This window comes from Cellulomonas sp. P5_E12 (assembly GCF_054049315.1).
The window spans coordinates 20,059-34,224 of record NZ_JBFUMP010000003.1 but is presented as its reverse complement, the minus strand read 5'-3'; the positions used below and the strand labels follow the sequence as shown (position 1 = coordinate 34,224).

Below are 14,166 nucleotides of genomic sequence, written 5' to 3'. Positions count from 1 at the left end.
TCCCATGTCCCAGACCATCCGTCCGCCACAGGACGCACCGACCGCGCAGGCGATGCCGCCGGCGCCGGCGGGAGCTTCCCGGTCGCGGACGCTCAACCGGCTGCGGCGCACGCTGACGCCGTACGGATTCCTCACCCCCACCGGGGTGCTGCTGATCATCCTGATGATCACGCCGATCATCATGGTCGTCAGCTACTCGCTGCTCGACGGGGTGATCACCAACAAGAACCCCGCGTTCGTCGGCTTCGACAACTACCTGGCGGTCCTCACCGACCCGGTGTTCGTCACGGCCGTGCGGAACACCCTGGTCTTCACCATCAGCTCGGTGATCGCGCACTTCGTCATCGGGCTGACCTTCGCACTGATGCTCAACTCGCCGTTGCTGGGCAACCGCACCAAGGGCATCTTCCGGGTGCTCTACATCCTCCCGTGGCTGTTCACGGTGGCGATCGTCGCGGTCCTCTGGCGGCTGCTGCTCAGCCCGAACGGCGTCATCAACTACCTGCTGGGCACGGCCGGCCTCACGGACGGCCAGACGGAATGGCTGGCCAACCCGTCGACCGCCCTCGCGGCGGTGACGTTCATCAACATCTGGTCCGGCTACCCGTTCTTCATGATCTCGCTGCTGGCGGGTCTGCAGGGGATCCCGAAGGACCTCTACGAGGCCGCGCGGGTCGACGGCGCGGGCGTCGTCGCGCAGTTCCGCAACGTGACCCTCCCGATGCTCCGGCCGATCATCATCTCGATGGCGCTCCTGGACTTCATCTGGACCACGCAGCAGTTCGCGCTCATCTGGATGACCACCGGCGGCGGACCCATCACGGCGACCGAGGTGCTCTCCACCTTCACCTACAAGCTCGCGTTCACCCAGTACGAGTTCTCGGTCGCCTCCGCGGCCGCCGTCCTCGTGCTGCTGATGTCGATGGTGCTCGCGTTCTTCTACGTCCGGCACCAGAAGGCGAGGGACTGAGCCATGGTCACGTTGACCGCGCCCGTCATCACGAGCGACCGCCCCCCGCTGCGGGTGCCGCCCAAGCAGCCTGGCAAGAAGGCCCTGCTCATCGTGGCCCTGATCCTGGGCGCCTGCTTCTCGGCGCTGCCAGTGGTCTGGATGCTCTCGAGCTCGTTCAAGACGAACCCCGAGATCTTCGAGTTCCCGCCGCGGCTCATCACGCCCGGCTTCTCGTTCGACGCCTACACGACGATCCTCACGGACCCCGTCAAGCTGCGGTTCTTCTTCAACAGCTACGTCATCGCTCTGTCGGTCACCGCGCTGTCGCTCGTGGTCGCCCTGCACGCGGCGTACGCATTCAGCCGGTACGAGTTCTGGGGCAAGAAGACGATCAACGTGGTCGTCGTCTCGGTCCAGGCCGTGCCCCCGATCACGCTGCTCATCCCGTACTTCGGGCTGGTCGTTGCGCTCAAGCTCTACAACACGTACCAGGGCCTCATTCTCACCTACATGGTGTTCACCCTGCCCTACGCGATCATCATGCTCACCGGGTATTTCAATACCCTTCCCAAAGAGCTCGACGAGGCCGTCAAGGTGGACGGCGCCGGCCCGATGACCGCATTGTGGCGCATTCTCGTCCCCATCTCTGTCCCCGGCCTCGTGTCGGTCGGCGTCTACACGTTCATGATCTGCTGGAACGAGTTCCTGTTCGCGCTGACGCTGACCCGTACGGAAGACATGCGCACGGTGCCCATCGGTATTCAGCTGCTCATGGGACAGCACTCGTACGAATGGAACGAGATGATGGCGATGAGCATTCTCGGGTGCATTCCAGTGCTCGTTCTCTTCCTCTTCTTCCAGCGCTACTTCATCGGGGGGATGACCGCCGGCGCTGTGAAGATCTAGACCCCCCTCCTCCGCAACACCCAACACAGGAAGTTGATACACAAATGTTGATGAACGGCCGAGACCTGCTCGCGGTGGCGAACGAGAACTATTTCGCCATCCCTGCCTTCAACATCAGCGACTACGCGATGGGCAAGGGGATCTTCGAGATCTCCGAGAAGCTGAGGTCGCCGCTGATCGTGGCGATCCACCCCGACGAGGTGTCGCACATCGGGGGCGACGCCCTGGCCGCCCTCATCCAGCGCGCGCACCGCTCGTCGGTTCCCGTCGCCATCCACTGGGACCACGGCGGCACCTACGAGCAGGTGCTCGAGGCCATCCAGCTCGGGTTCACGTCGGCGATGATCGACGCGTCCATGCAGCCGTTCGAGGACAACGTCGCGATCACCAAGAAGGTCGTGGACACCGCGCACGCCGTCGGCCTCTCCGTCGAGGGCGAGCTGGGCACCATCGGCAAGCTCGACGAGCAGGCCGAGGACGGGGTGCTGGTCTCGCAGATCGCGTTCACCGACCCGGCCGAGGCCGTCGAGTACGTGCAGCGCACCGGCGTGGACAGCCTCGCCATCGCCATCGGCACCGCACACGGCCTGTACCCGAAGCACGTGACGCCGCAGCTGAAGCTCGACCTGCTGCAGCAGATCAAGGCGCTCCTGCCCATCCCGCTCGTGCTGCACGGCGGCTCCGGCAACCCGGACGACGAGATCGGCCAGTCGGTCAAGCTCGGCGTCAACAAGATCAACATCTCGAGCGACATCAAGGTGGCGTACCACGACAAGATGCGGGAGGTCCTCGCGGATACCTCGCTGCGGGAGCCCAACTCCATCCAGCCGCCGTGCATCGAGGCCATGCAGGAGGTCGCCGCGCAGAAGATCCACCTGTTCGACGCCGCCGGCAAGGCCGACCTGTACTGATACGCCGCACCGCGTCACGAGGAGCACCGATCGATGAGCACGACGTTTGTGCTGGGCATGGGCGGGACGGTCGACTACGAGGTTCGGTGGGACTCGGCGGTGCTGGAGCAGCTGGCCGCCGAGCACGGCGTGGGGGCCGACGACCTCGACCTCACCACCCCGGTCGAGTCGGTGCGTGACCTGGTACGAAGCCTGCTCGCGTTCGTCCGCGACGGCGTCGGGGGAGAGCGGTTCGTCGCCTCCTCCGACATCGTCGAGGCGTTCGCGTCGCGGTTCGCCAAGGAGATCACCCTCGGCGGGACGTGCGTGCGAGCGGCGATCGCCATGGACGTGCTCGGGGTGCCGAGCACCATGCACCTGGTCTCCATCGACGACAACGTGCGCCGGCTGCTCCCGGCGTCCGTCGACTACGTGTCGAGCGCGGTCCAGGACTCGCTGGATCCCCACCTGATCGTGCAGTACCCCGCCGGTGCGCGGGTCATGGTGGGCGACGTCGAGCTGGTCGCCCCGCACCCCAACCGCGTCATCTACGCCAACGACCCGCCGCACCGCGAGCTGCGGATCGCGCCCGACCTGTCGGAGGCGCTACGCACGGCCGACGTGTTCCTGCTCTCGTCCTTCAACGTGATCCAGGACCCCGCGACCCTCGAGGCGCGCCTGACGCAGGTGCGTGACGCCATGCTGGCGCTCCCCCCGGACTCCCTCGTCGTCTTCGAGGACGCGGGCTATCACGTGCCTGCGCTGAGCCGACGCGTGCGCGACGAGATGGTGCGGTTCGCGGACGTCTACAGCCTCAACGAGGACGAGATGCAGGCCTACCTCGGACGGACGGTCGACCTGCTCGACGCGCCGAGCGTCGCCAAGGCCGTCCGGGAGCTTCACGAGGTGGTCCCGGCGCCGACGCTCGTCGTGCACACCAAGTACTGGGCGCTGGCGGTCGGGCTGCGGGCGGCATCCCTGCGGCAGGCGCTCGTCGGCGGGATCACGATGGCGAGCACGCGCTTCTGGTTCGGCGACGGCTTCACGGCCGACGACTACGCCGCGACCGGATCCCTCACCCCCGGGACGACCGCGCAACAGCTTGTGTCGGACGTTGCCGACCTGCTCGGCTCCGACGCCTGCGTCGTACCGGCACTCGACCTGAGCGGCGTCGCGGAACCGACGACGATCGGGCTCGGCGACTCGTTCGTCGGCGGGTTCCTCGCTGCCCTGGACCGGCGATGACCGCCTGGACCGAGCTGACCGACGACGGCCGCGTCTCGCAGCCGTCGGCCCTCGCGAGCGTCGAGGAGCTCGGCGGCCGCCTCGTGGTCCGGCTGGCGGGGGGCCTCGCGTTCGACGTGCTCCCGGGGCGCGGGCTGGACCTCGGTGCCACGTGGTGGGGCTCGACCCCGCTGGCGTGGCGTTCGCCGAACCCCGTGGACCCCGGACCGGGGCGCGGCTGGGAGGAGCGGTTCCTCGGCGGGCTGCTGGCGACGTGCGGGCCGGACAACATCGGCGAGCCGCGCGGCTCGTCCGGGCAGCACGGCACCCATCACCTGACTCCGGCGACCGAGGTGCGCTGGTCGCGGGAGCGTGTGGGGGCCGCCTGGCAGGTGTGCGTGACGGGCACGGTCGCGCACACCTCGCTGGGCGGCCCACGGATCCTGGTCGAGCGGTCGATCGTCGCCTCGACGGGGACGGCGTCCGTCGAGGTCCGCGACGTCGTGCGCAACGTCGGCGACGAGCCCGTCGGCGTGCCCCTGCTGTATCACGTCAACCTCGGTGCGCCTCTGCTCCGGCCCGGCGCGCGCCTCGAGGTCGATGCCGACGAGACTGTCGCCCGCGAGCCGCTGCCGWCGGGCCGCGACCCCCTGCTCACGCCCCTGCCGGCTCGAGGGCTCGCGCCGGTGGTCGCCGAGCACGTGGCGGTGCGCGGTGCGCGCGCCACGCTGGTCGGCGACCACGAGCACCCGTCCGTGGTGGTGACCTGGACCGGCGACACGCTGCCGCGGCTGTGCACGTGGAGCTGGCCGGCGTCCGGCGCGTACGTGCTCGGCGTCGAACCCACCAACGCCCCGCTGTTCGGGCCGGAGCGCGACCTGCCGCACGCAGGGGCCCCGATTCTCGAGCCGGGCGCGACGTGGCGCACTGGTGTCCGCATCAGTGTCGAAGGACCCTCGTGAAGCCTCTGCCCCTGCCCGCCAACCAGCCCGCCGACCGGTTCTATGCCGGGGGCCGACAGATCGCCGCCTTCCGCGGCACCGCCGGCGCCGCGAGCCGCGAGCCTGAGGACTGGGTGGGCTCGACCACATCGGTGTTCGGGCAGTCCCCGGTGGGCCTGACCCAGCTGCCCGACGGCTGGTTGCTGCGCGACGCGATCGAGGCCGACCCCGTCGCGTGGCTCGGGTCCGAGCACGTCGCCGCGTACGGCTCCGACCCCGCGCTGCTGGTCAAGCTGTTGGACGCGGGCCAGCGCCTGCCCGTCCACGCCCACCCCGACGTGCCGTTCGCCGCGGAGCACCTCGGGCTGTCGCACGGCAAGACCGAGGCGTGGGTGGTCCTCGAGCCCGCGCGCGTGCACATCGGGTTCACGCGGGACGTCACCCTCGACGAGCTCGCCGGGTGGGTGGCGACGCAGGACGCGGTCGCGATGCTCGGCGCGATGCATGTGCTGGACCTCGACGCGGGCGACGCGGTGCTGGTGCCTGCCGGGCTGCCGCACGCGATCGGCGAGGGCGCGTTCGTCGTGGAGCTCCAGGAGCCGACCGACCTGTCGATCCTGCTCGAGTGGTCCGGGTTCGAGATCGACGGTGCGGCCGACGGGCACCTCGGACTCGGGTTCGACGTCGCGCTCGCCGCCGTCGACCGTCGCGGATGGTCCGCCGACGAGATCGCGCGGCTGCGCGGCGCGACCGCGGCGGCGTCGGGCGACCTGCTGCCCGACGCCGCGACGTTCTTCCGTGTCGAGCGGTGGACCGGCCCGCGCGTGCTCGACGCCGGGCTGGCCGTGCTGGTGGTCGTCGCGGGGACCGGGTCCATCGGCTCCGGCGAGAGTCGTGTGCCCGTGCGGCGCGGCGAGACCGTGCTGCTCCCCGCGGCCGCAGGACCGGTGACCGTCGAGGGCGACGACGTCCAGCTGGTCGTGTGTCGGCCGCCGCGGCCCTCAGAGCACCTCGCGTAGCCGCGCCGCGAACGCCTCCGGCTCGCCGGCGTGGCCGAACTCGGGTCCCGAGAAGCCGCCGTGGTGGCTGGGGAAGACGGCGAGCTCCAGCCCGAGGGCGTCGGCGAGCGCTTCCGAGGTGCGCCACGTGAAGAGCCCCTTGCTCTCGATGCCGGCGGCGATCACGACGCGGGTCGACGCGCCGGTCAACGCGTCCAGGTCCGGGACGTACGCGGTGACGGCGTTGGAGACGCCCGAGAGCAGGGGGTCGGTCCGCGAGCCGTCGTCGTCGGTGGGCAGACCGAACGTGGCTGGGTCCGGCAGCGAGCCGGCGAAGGCGTCGGTGAACTCGCCCTGCCACGACGTCAGCCCGATGAACGCCGCCATGCCGGCGCCCCAGCCGCGCTGGTGGTACGCGTCCTGGACGGCCCGCTCGGCAGCGGCGGCGGCCTCGGCGTCGGGAAGCACCGCGAGGATCGGCGGCTCGTGCGCGACGAGGGTGCGGACGTCGTCGGGGTGCGTCGAGACGAGCTGCAGCCCCGTGACCGCGCCGCCGCTGCTCCCGAACAGGTCCACCGGACCCAGCACACCGATGAGCGCGTGCAGGTCCTCGGCCTGCTGCTGCGGGGTGTTCGTCGGGTCGCCGTCGGTGCGCTCGCTGCGACCGAGGCCGCGGGGGTCGTACGTGACGAGCGTGCGGTCCGGGAGGAACGACGCGAGCGCCGCGAACCCCTCCGCCGTCATCGGTTGGCCGATGAGCAGCAGCGGCAGGTTCCCGTCGGCGGGCGGGAGCGGGCCGCGGACGTCGTAGACGATCGACGCGCCGGGGACGTCGAGAGTGTGGGTGGTCGGCGTCGACATCGCGACAGGGTCCCTTCGTGCGGGCAGTGGATGCGTTCATCGCACCACGCCCCGACCGGATCGCGCTACGGTCCCGTCCTCAGTCGGGCAGCAGCGGCACCGCGAGGCCCTCGCCGCGGCGCAGCAGGCTCGCGCGCACCACCGCCTGCGTCCCGAACCGCACCGCGACCGCGTCGACCGCGGCGTCGAGGCCGCCACGGTCGGGGCCGTCGAGCAGCAGCTCGGGCTGGACGAACGCGTCCGACTCCAGCCCACCCAGGGCGACGCCGACCAGCGTGATCCCGCGCTCGCGGACCAGCGGGGCGGCGGCTGCGAGGAGCGCCACGGCGGCCGCGGCGATCTGCTCGCCGGAGTCGGTCGCGAACGCGAACGTGCGCGACCTCGTCGCCTTCGTGTAGTCCTCGAAGCGCAGCCGCAGCACGACGGTCCGCGCCACCCGGTTCGCCTTGCGCAGGCGGCGGCACACCCGGTCGACCAGGCCCAGCAGCGCCGCACGGACGAACTCGGGCGCGTGCGGCCCGTGCCCGATCGCGCGCTGGGCACCGATCGAGCCGCGCGACTTCCCGACGACCACCCGCGCAGGGGTGTGCCCGTGCACCACCGCGTACAGGTGTCTCCCGGCCGCGGGTCCGAGGGCGCCGACGAGCACGGAGGACGGCAGTGCCGCGATGTCGCCGGCCGTCGCCAGCCCGTACCCGTGCAGCTTGCGCGCGGTCACGTCGCCGACGCCCCAGAGCAGCTCGAGTGGCAGCGGGTGGAGGAATGCGTCCTCGCCGTCGGGCGGGACCAGCAGCAGCCCGTCCGGCTTGGCCACGCGGGACGCCACCTTCGCCAGGAACGGCGTCCGCGCGACGCCGACGGTGATCGGCAGCCCGACCTCGTCGCGGACCCGGGCGCGCAGGCGCGCACCGATCTCGACGGGCGGCACGTCGATCCGGTGCAGCCCGGCGACGTCGAGGAACGCCTCGTCGATGGACACGCCCTGGACCAGGGGAGTGGTCTGGCGGAACAGCTCGAAGACGGCCTTGCTGGCCTCGACGTAGGCGTCGAACCGCGGACGGACCACCACCAGGTCCGGGCACAGCGCGCGGGCCTGCCGGCCGCCCATCGCGGTCTTCACGCCCCGGCGCTTGGCCTCGTAGGAGCAGGCCAGGACGACGCCGCCGCCGACGGCGACCGGTCGGTTGCGGAGCCGGGGGTTGTCGCGCTGCTCGACGGACGCGTAGAAGGCGTCGAGGTCGGCATGCAGGATGGTGGAGCGCACGAACACATGTTCGAACACGGGTCTGACACTACGGTGCTGACCGGTTCGATGCCGGGCTCAGTCGTAGAAGGGCGGAAGCAGCTCCGGGTCCTCGGACGTGCTGCGGGCCGGGTCCGTCGTCTGCTCGCGTTCCGCGAGTCGCCACCAAGGTGCGTTCACACGTGCCATCGTCTCGCCGGCCGACGTCCGGGAGCAGGGACGATGGTCCCGAAGGACCGCTGCCCGCGCCCTCTCGAACGCCGGTGTCGGAGGCCGGGCATAGCGTGCATGCCCGACAGCCGTTCCGTCTGAGGAGGTGGGTTCGCATGGCCGCAGCACCGTTGGACGTCGCCCTCGCGTACTTCGACGCCTGGTCGCACGGCGACCTCGACGCCGCGATGGTGTACATCGATCCCGACATCGTCTGTGACGCTCCGGCCGGCCGCCTGGAGGGTGCCGACGCCTTCCGCGCGTTCATGACGCCGTTCGTCGGGATGCTCGTGAGCGCCTCCGTGATCGCGGCGTTCGGTGACGACGAGAAGGCGCTCGTCATGTACGACACCGTGACGCGGCTCGTGCCGGACGCGCCGGGCGCCGAGTGCGTGACCGTGGTCGACGGGCGGATCACCCGCAGCAGGTTCCTCTTCGACCGCGCGCCCTTCGACGCCGCGCGCGCGGCCGCGGCGGGCTAGAGATAGGCCGCCGCGGGCGCGCGCGTCACTCCCACACGTAGGCCGGACGCAGCTCGGCGGGGCTGCCCGGACCCGCGAACTGCACAGCGATCTCCTCGGCGCGCTCGCGCGTCGCCACGTTGATGAGGAAGAAGCCGGCCAGCTGCTCCTGGGTCTCGGCGAACGGCCCCTCGCTCGCGAGGGAGCCGCCGGTGCGCCAGCGGTAGACGGTCGACTCGCGGGGGTCGGCGAGGGCTTCGCCCATGACGAGCTCGCCCGACGCCGACAAGTCCGTGAGCAGGGCGTCGAAGGACTTGTCCATCACGGCCGTCTCGTCGGCGGGCACGGCGCGGCCCTCGTCGGTGAACAGCGAGGTCGGGTGGCCCCAGGGCTTGGGGTTCGCGTGGATGAGGATCACGTACTTCACGGCGGTTCTCCTTGGTCGTGGGCGTTGACATCCCCATGACGAAGTCGACCACGTGAACTCGACACGCGACATCCCGGCAATCTCTCCGTCATCTGCGCCCTGCACGATGACCGCCATGCGCCTCCTCGTCCACGACGCCCTGCTGATCCCCGTCTCCTCCGCCGGGCCCGACTGGTTCCTCGGCTGGTTCCTGGTGGGCGACGACGGGCGGATCGCCTCGATGGGCGACGGTGCGCCGGACGCGTCGTTGCTGGTCAGCGGCGTGCCGGTGCTGGATGCGGGCGGCGCGATCGTCGCTCCCGGGTTCGTCTCCGCGCACTCGCACCTGTTCACCTCGGGCATGCGCGGGATCTCGCCCGGCTCGACGCTCTACCCGTGGGTGCTGTCGATGGTCGAGGTCATGGACAAGTGCTCGCCCGAGGACGTCTACTGGTCGACCCTGCACGGCGCCCTCGACTTCCTCGCCAACGGCGTGACCAGCGCGTACAACTTCACGCACTCGCGGGTGACGTGGCGTTACGACCCCGTCTCGGCATCACCTGCGCTGGGGCGGGTCGCTCCCGTCGAGTTCGTCACGCGGCAGCTCGACGCCGTCGCCGACGCCGGGCTGCGGGTGGTCAACGCCATCCGGCTGGACGACGAGGCCGGCCCCGAGGACGAGATGCTCGGCGTGTTCGGGGACATGGTGCGGGAGTCGGCCCTGCGCACGCCCGCCGACCAGCACCTGGGAGCGTCCGTGATGGGGGCCGTGCAGTGGGCGTCGACACCGCGGTCGGCCGAGCTGGAGGTCGCGGTCATGCGCGAGCACGGGATCACCAACCAGGCGCACTTCGTCGAGACCGCGCAGGGCATCGAGACCCAGCGCGAGAAGTTCGCGTGGTACCGGTCCGCCGGGGCGTTCGGGCCGGACTTCCTGTTCGGGCACTTCGTGCACCCGACAGACGAGATGGTCGACGTCGCCGCGTCCACGGGGTGCGGGGTCGTGTGGCAGGCGACGTCCAACGGGCGCCTGGGGTCCGGGTTCGCGGACGTCGTGCGGCTGCGGGAGGCGGGCATCCGCGTGGGGCTCGGGCTGGACGACCAGTCGTGCACGGACATCTCCGACCCCTGGGGAAACATGCGCATCGGGCTCTACAGCACGCGGGCGCTGCACACCGACGCGTCCGTGCTGATGCCCACCGACGTCCTGCGGATGCACACGCTCGGGGCGGCGGAGGTGCTCGGCGTGCAGGACCGGATCGGGTCGCTCGAGGTGGGCAAGCTCGCCGACTTCCTGCTCGTCGACCACCGCTCCCCGGACACGGGTCCGGTCTGGGACGTGCTGGCCACCTACGTGATGGCGTGCGGGCTGCGGAACCTCAAGCAGGTGTACGTCGGCGGCGTGCTCGTGTCGGAGCAGGGGACCTCGACGTCCGCGCTCGCGGCCGCCGCGCCGGGCGAGCTGCGGTCGCGGATCACCGAGGCGGCCGCCCGATGGGGCGTCGAGCTGCCGCTCGCGGCGCTCGAGGCGCGGCCCTAGGTGGCTCCGTCGACGTCGTGCCCGTGGTGCAGGTCGCCGCACTCGACCTCGGTCACGCCGTGCGCTCGCAGGTAGGCGCGCGCGCCGCGGTCGCCCGTGAGGGTCTGCGCCAACGGCTCCCAGTGGTCGCGGGCGATGAGCACCGGATGGCCCGGGCGTCCGTCGAACACGGCCTGACGGAGGCTTCCCGACGCCCCCAGGACGCGCTCGACGACGCTGACGGGCGTGCCCGGCAGGTCCACCAGCGTGACCAGGACGGCGTCGCCGGTCGCGTGCGCGAGGCCCGTGCGCAACGACTCCCCGACGCCGTCCGCCCAGCGCTCCGCCAGCACCGCGTGGACCCGGTCATCGGAGGGCAGCAGAGCGTGGGCCTCGTCGGCACCCGCGCCCAGGACGACCACGACCCGCACGCAGCCGCCCTGCAGGAGCAGGTGCACGGCCTCCTCGAGCCAGCCGTCGACCAGGGCCTTGGGCTGGCCCCGGCGGCGGCCGGCACCGGCCGCGAGGACGATCCCGTCGATGATGGGGGGCACGCCTGTACCGTGCCATCGCGGGGGTGCGGAGCCAAACCTGCTGTGCGACGACGAAGGTGGCGTGATGATCGCTGACGATGCCGAGACCCGGTCCCGGCTGACCGCCGCGCTGCACGTGGCGCGCTGGGTGGACGAGGTCGCGGCGGGCTGCCCGTACCCGTCCGTCGACTCGCTCGTCGGCGTCGCGGACCTCGCCGCCCGGTCGCTCACAACGGCCGAGGTGGACGAGGCGCTGTCCACGCACCCTCGGATCGGGGAGAAGGCCGGCGGCCTCAGCGCATCCGAGCAGGCCGCGTCGGCGACCGACGACCCGGCGCTCGTCGAGGCCATGGCCGCCGGGAACCGCGCCTACGAGGAGCGGTTCGGGCGCATCTTCCTCATCCGCGCCGCCGGTCGCAGCCGTCCCGAGATCCTTGCGGAGCTGCAGCACCGGCTCGGCGCGTCCGACGAGGAGGAGGTTGCCGAGGTGGCCGACCAGCTCCGCCAGATCGCGCTCCTGCGCCTCCGTGCCCTGTTCGAGGAGTCCCGATGAGCCAGCTGACCACGCACGTGCTCGACACCACCCTCGGCCGCCCGGCTGCCGGGGTGCCGGTCGTGCTCGCCAGGCTCGCCGGCGGGTCGTGGACGTCGATCGACTCGGGCGTCACGGACGACGACGGTCGCGCGCGCTCGCTCGGGCCGTCGTCGGTGGCGCCCGGGCGGTACCGGTTCACGTTCGACACAGCCGCCTACTTCGCGGCGACCGGGCAGGTCGGGTTCCACCCCGAGGTGGTCGTGACCTTCGACGTCGTCGACGACAGCCACTACCACGTGCCCCTGCTGCTGAGCCCGTTCGCGTACTCGACTTACCGGGGGAGCTAGGGGCGCGTCAGTACTCGACCTTCGCGGGGCGGGCGAGCCAGGCGTCGATCGGGTCGGCGGCCGTCGGGACCCGGTGGGCGAGGACGGGCATGGGCCACGTGTCGCGGTCGGCGGCGAACAGCTCGTAGAAGGCTCGGTCGTCGAACCCGGCGCGGGCGGCGTCGTGCCGGTCGGCGGCGAAGACCACCCGGTCGGCCCTCGACCACAGGCACGCCGCCAGGCACAGCGGGCACGGCTCGCAGGACGAGTAGATGGTGGCGCCCTCGAGGGAGAAGTGCTCGATGGTGCGGCAGGCCGCGCGGATCGCCTGGACCTCGGCGTGGGCGGTCGGGTCGTTGTCGCGCGTGACCCGGTTCTGGCCGACGCCGATCACCACGCCGGCGCGGACGACGACCGCGCCGAACGGACCGCCGCCGTCGGCCACGTTCGCGGTCGCGAGCGCGACGGCCTGCGAGAGCCAGCTCTCGTCGTCGGGCGTCATGAGGCACCTCCGGGGTGGATCGGCAGAGCGGTCAGGACGGGCGAGGGGGTCACGGGGCACCCACCGATCGGGTCCAGGCGGCCTCGTCGGTCGCGGCGCCGTCGCGGGCGATGACCGCCTCGATCAGGCCGTAGGGGCGGTCGGCGGCGAAGAAGACCTCGCCCGGGTTCTCGAGCCCGAAGGGGCGCAGGTCCGCGAGGAAGTGGTGCTTGTTGGGCGCGGCGAACCGGATCTCGACCACCTCGGGGATGGCGTCCAGCACGGCGACGCCCATGTGCCAGAGCGTCTGCTGCAGGGCGAGCGAGTGCAGCGTGGCGAAGGTCGAGAGAATCACCGACCGGGCCGCGGCGTACGTGGCGTCGTAGTCGAGCCGGGCGTCCGGTGCGTACCGCCACTGGGCCACCAGGGACGTGGCGAGGACGCGGTCGCTGGCCTCGGCCAGCGTCGTGTACTCGTTCTGGAGGAAGCCGCGGAACTCCGAGCCGGTCGACTTCAGCACCGTGAGGTCCTTGAGGCCGGCGATCACGGTGGTGCCGTTCTCGTCGGCGGTCACCGACGCCGTCCGCACCTCCTGGCCGCTGCGCACCCACGTGTGGTCGTGCTCCGCCCCGTCGACGACGGCCCGCACCCACGCGTACTCCTGGACGTCCACCCGGGCACCGGCCACCGGGGCGACGTCGTCGACGAAGTGCCGGGCCAGCAGGGTCGCGAACTGCTCCGGAGACGCGATCCCGTGCTCCTTGGCGTACGCGAACGCCATGTTCTTCTGCGTGTCCGTCGGCAGCACGGCCGACTGGTCGCCGTCGAGGTAGGCGGCGTCGAAGTCGCCGCGCAGCGCCGTCGAGACGTTGAGGTCGCGGATCTGGTGGCGCGGGGTGTCCCGCACGACCCGGACGACGCGCGTCTCGGCCTTGCCGTACTGGTGGGCGTGCAGCCGGGCCGTCATGGGCGAGCCGAGCCGGGGTGGCGTGACATGCGTGTCTCCTGTCATCCGGGGAGCTCGCTGACGGTCCAGGTGCCGTCGGTGAGCCGGTACTCCTGGCGGTGGCTGACGGACGTGGGGTCGCCCGTCCAGAACGTGACGCTGGTCGGCCGGACCAGGAAGCCGATCCAGGACGCCGGGGGCTCGAGCTCGGGGTTCTCGTCGGTGAACGCGTCCCAGGCGCCCCGCCGGTCGTCCTCCGGCAGCGCGGCGACGGCCGGGGTGTTCACCCACGCCAGCTGCTGGAGGTACCGCGACCTGCGCGCGTACGCCCGGTCGGTCTCGGCCGGGTCGGCCCGCTCGGCAAGGCCGCGGACCACGAGCTGCCGCAGCGGCTCGGTCCAGCGCGCCACGAGCGCGACCGTGGGGTGGGCCGTCAGCTGCGCGACCTTGCGGGAGTCGGCGTCGGTGTGGAAGTAGAGGCCGTCGCTGTCGAGCTCGCTCAGCAGGACCGTGCGGGCATCGGGAGCGCCGGTCGCGTCGACGGTCGCCAGGGTGACGGCCGGGCGGTCGGGGTCGTCGTTGGCCGGCAGCCACTGCGCGAGCAGGCGGACGACCTCCTCGGGCAGCGCAGCCGGCACGTCGGCGTCGACCGGGACGGCCGGGGGGATGGGGTCCCACACCGGGTGGTCGAGCGGCTGTTCCGTTGTCGGTTCGGGCAGGGGCGTCATCGGCAC

17 protein-coding genes are annotated in these 14,166 nt (G+C 71.7%); 10 read left to right on the top strand and 7 right to left on the bottom strand.

The window, feature by feature from the left end; all coding sequences use genetic code 11:
* Nucleotides 1-4: 4 nt before the first annotated feature.
* Genes ACXJKA_RS03070 through ACXJKA_RS03045 form a run of 6 tightly spaced genes read left to right on the top strand, consistent with a single transcriptional unit; the run spans nt 5 to nt 5,932 of the window.
* Complete coding sequence (locus ACXJKA_RS03070; protein ID WP_456823703.1) at nt 5-970, top strand: carbohydrate ABC transporter permease; 966 nt, start codon at nt 5-7, stop codon at nt 968-970.
* A gap of 3 nt (nt 971-973) precedes the next feature.
* The gene (locus ACXJKA_RS03065) at nt 974-1,858 is read left to right on the top strand and encodes a carbohydrate ABC transporter permease (RefSeq protein WP_456823702.1); all 885 of its coding nucleotides are present in this window, start codon (nt 974-976) and stop codon (nt 1,856-1,858) included.
* A 50-nt stretch (nt 1,859-1,908) separates the two neighbouring features.
* A complete protein-coding gene (locus ACXJKA_RS03060) occupies nt 1,909-2,769 on the top strand; it encodes a ketose-bisphosphate aldolase (protein ID WP_456823701.1) in 861 nt (286 codons plus the stop codon).
* 33 nt (nt 2,770-2,802) lie between these two features.
* Complete coding sequence (locus ACXJKA_RS03055) at nt 2,803-3,993, top strand: ADP-dependent glucokinase/phosphofructokinase (RefSeq protein WP_456823700.1); 1,191 nt, start codon at nt 2,803-2,805, stop codon at nt 3,991-3,993.
* Nucleotides 3,990-4,934 (top strand): DUF4432 family protein, encoded by a 945-nt coding sequence (locus tag ACXJKA_RS03050; protein ID WP_456823699.1) that lies wholly within the window; start codon nt 3,990-3,992, stop codon nt 4,932-4,934. The genes ACXJKA_RS03055 and ACXJKA_RS03050 overlap by 4 nt, the downstream gene beginning before the upstream one ends.
* Nucleotides 4,931-5,932 (top strand): class I mannose-6-phosphate isomerase, encoded by a 1,002-nt coding sequence (locus ACXJKA_RS03045; RefSeq protein WP_456823698.1) that lies wholly within the window; start codon nt 4,931-4,933, stop codon nt 5,930-5,932. The genes ACXJKA_RS03050 and ACXJKA_RS03045 overlap by 4 nt, the downstream gene beginning before the upstream one ends.
* Here the strand turns inward: ACXJKA_RS03045 and ACXJKA_RS03040 are convergent.
* Together ACXJKA_RS03040 and dinB are read right to left on the bottom strand one after the other, a co-directional pair.
* Nucleotides 5,915-6,772: an alpha/beta fold hydrolase gene (locus ACXJKA_RS03040; protein ID WP_456823697.1), complete on the bottom strand. Its 858-nt coding sequence runs from the start codon at nt 6,770-6,772 to the stop codon at nt 5,915-5,917. The two genes, ACXJKA_RS03045 and ACXJKA_RS03040, sit on opposite strands and share 18 nt — an antisense overlap.
* A 79-nt stretch (nt 6,773-6,851) precedes the next feature.
* On the bottom strand, nt 6,852-8,036 hold the full coding sequence (gene dinB, locus ACXJKA_RS03035; RefSeq protein WP_456823696.1) for a DNA polymerase IV: 1,185 nt from the start codon (nt 8,034-8,036) through the stop codon (nt 6,852-6,854).
* Between the two features lie 305 nt (nt 8,037-8,341).
* On the opposite strand from dinB, the gene ACXJKA_RS03030 reads away from it, so the two are divergent.
* Nucleotides 8,342-8,707 (top strand): nuclear transport factor 2 family protein, encoded by a 366-nt coding sequence (locus ACXJKA_RS03030; RefSeq protein WP_456823695.1) that lies wholly within the window; start codon nt 8,342-8,344, stop codon nt 8,705-8,707.
* A 25-nt stretch (nt 8,708-8,732) separates the two neighbouring features.
* Here ACXJKA_RS03030 and ACXJKA_RS03025 read toward each other — a convergent pair whose 3' ends face one another.
* Complete coding sequence (locus ACXJKA_RS03025; protein ID WP_456823694.1) at nt 8,733-9,113, bottom strand: YciI family protein; 381 nt, start codon at nt 9,111-9,113, stop codon at nt 8,733-8,735.
* Between the two features lie 115 nt (nt 9,114-9,228).
* Between ACXJKA_RS03025 and ACXJKA_RS03020 the strand changes: the two genes are divergently transcribed.
* On the top strand, nt 9,229-10,632 hold the full coding sequence (locus tag ACXJKA_RS03020; protein WP_456823693.1) for an amidohydrolase family protein: 1,404 nt from the start codon (nt 9,229-9,231) through the stop codon (nt 10,630-10,632).
* Here the strand turns inward: ACXJKA_RS03020 and ACXJKA_RS03015 are convergent.
* On the bottom strand, nt 10,629-11,165 hold the full coding sequence (locus ACXJKA_RS03015; protein ID WP_456823692.1) for a nucleotidyltransferase family protein: 537 nt from the start codon (nt 11,163-11,165) through the stop codon (nt 10,629-10,631). The two genes, ACXJKA_RS03020 and ACXJKA_RS03015, sit on opposite strands and share 4 nt — an antisense overlap.
* A 64-nt stretch (nt 11,166-11,229) precedes the next feature.
* Here ACXJKA_RS03015 and uraD point away from each other — a divergent pair, with 64 nt between their 5' ends.
* On the top strand, nt 11,230-11,697 hold the full coding sequence (gene uraD / locus ACXJKA_RS03010) for a 2-oxo-4-hydroxy-4-carboxy-5-ureidoimidazoline decarboxylase (protein WP_456823691.1): 468 nt from the start codon (nt 11,230-11,232) through the stop codon (nt 11,695-11,697).
* Nucleotides 11,694-12,026, top strand: coding sequence for a hydroxyisourate hydrolase (gene uraH, locus ACXJKA_RS03005; protein WP_456823690.1), 333 nt, complete (start codon nt 11,694-11,696; stop codon nt 12,024-12,026). The genes uraD and uraH overlap by 4 nt, the downstream gene beginning before the upstream one ends.
* Before the next feature lie 7 nt (nt 12,027-12,033).
* On the opposite strand, the gene ACXJKA_RS03000 is transcribed toward uraH, so the two are convergent.
* Genes ACXJKA_RS03000 through ACXJKA_RS02990 form a run of 3 tightly spaced genes read right to left on the bottom strand, consistent with a single transcriptional unit; the run spans nt 12,034 to nt 14,160 of the window.
* The gene (locus tag ACXJKA_RS03000) at nt 12,034-12,507 is read right to left on the bottom strand and encodes a nucleoside deaminase (protein ID WP_456823689.1); all 474 of its coding nucleotides are present in this window, start codon (nt 12,505-12,507) and stop codon (nt 12,034-12,036) included.
* A gap of 49 nt (nt 12,508-12,556) precedes the next feature.
* Nucleotides 12,557-13,498, bottom strand: coding sequence for a factor-independent urate hydroxylase (pucL, locus tag ACXJKA_RS02995; RefSeq protein ID WP_456823688.1), 942 nt, complete (start codon nt 13,496-13,498; stop codon nt 12,557-12,559).
* A complete protein-coding gene (locus ACXJKA_RS02990) occupies nt 13,495-14,160 on the bottom strand; it encodes a pyridoxine/pyridoxamine 5'-phosphate oxidase (RefSeq protein ID WP_456823687.1) in 666 nt (221 codons plus the stop codon). Before ACXJKA_RS02990 ends, pucL begins: the two co-directional genes overlap by 4 nt.
* Between the last annotated feature and the right edge of the window lie 6 nt (nt 14,161-14,166).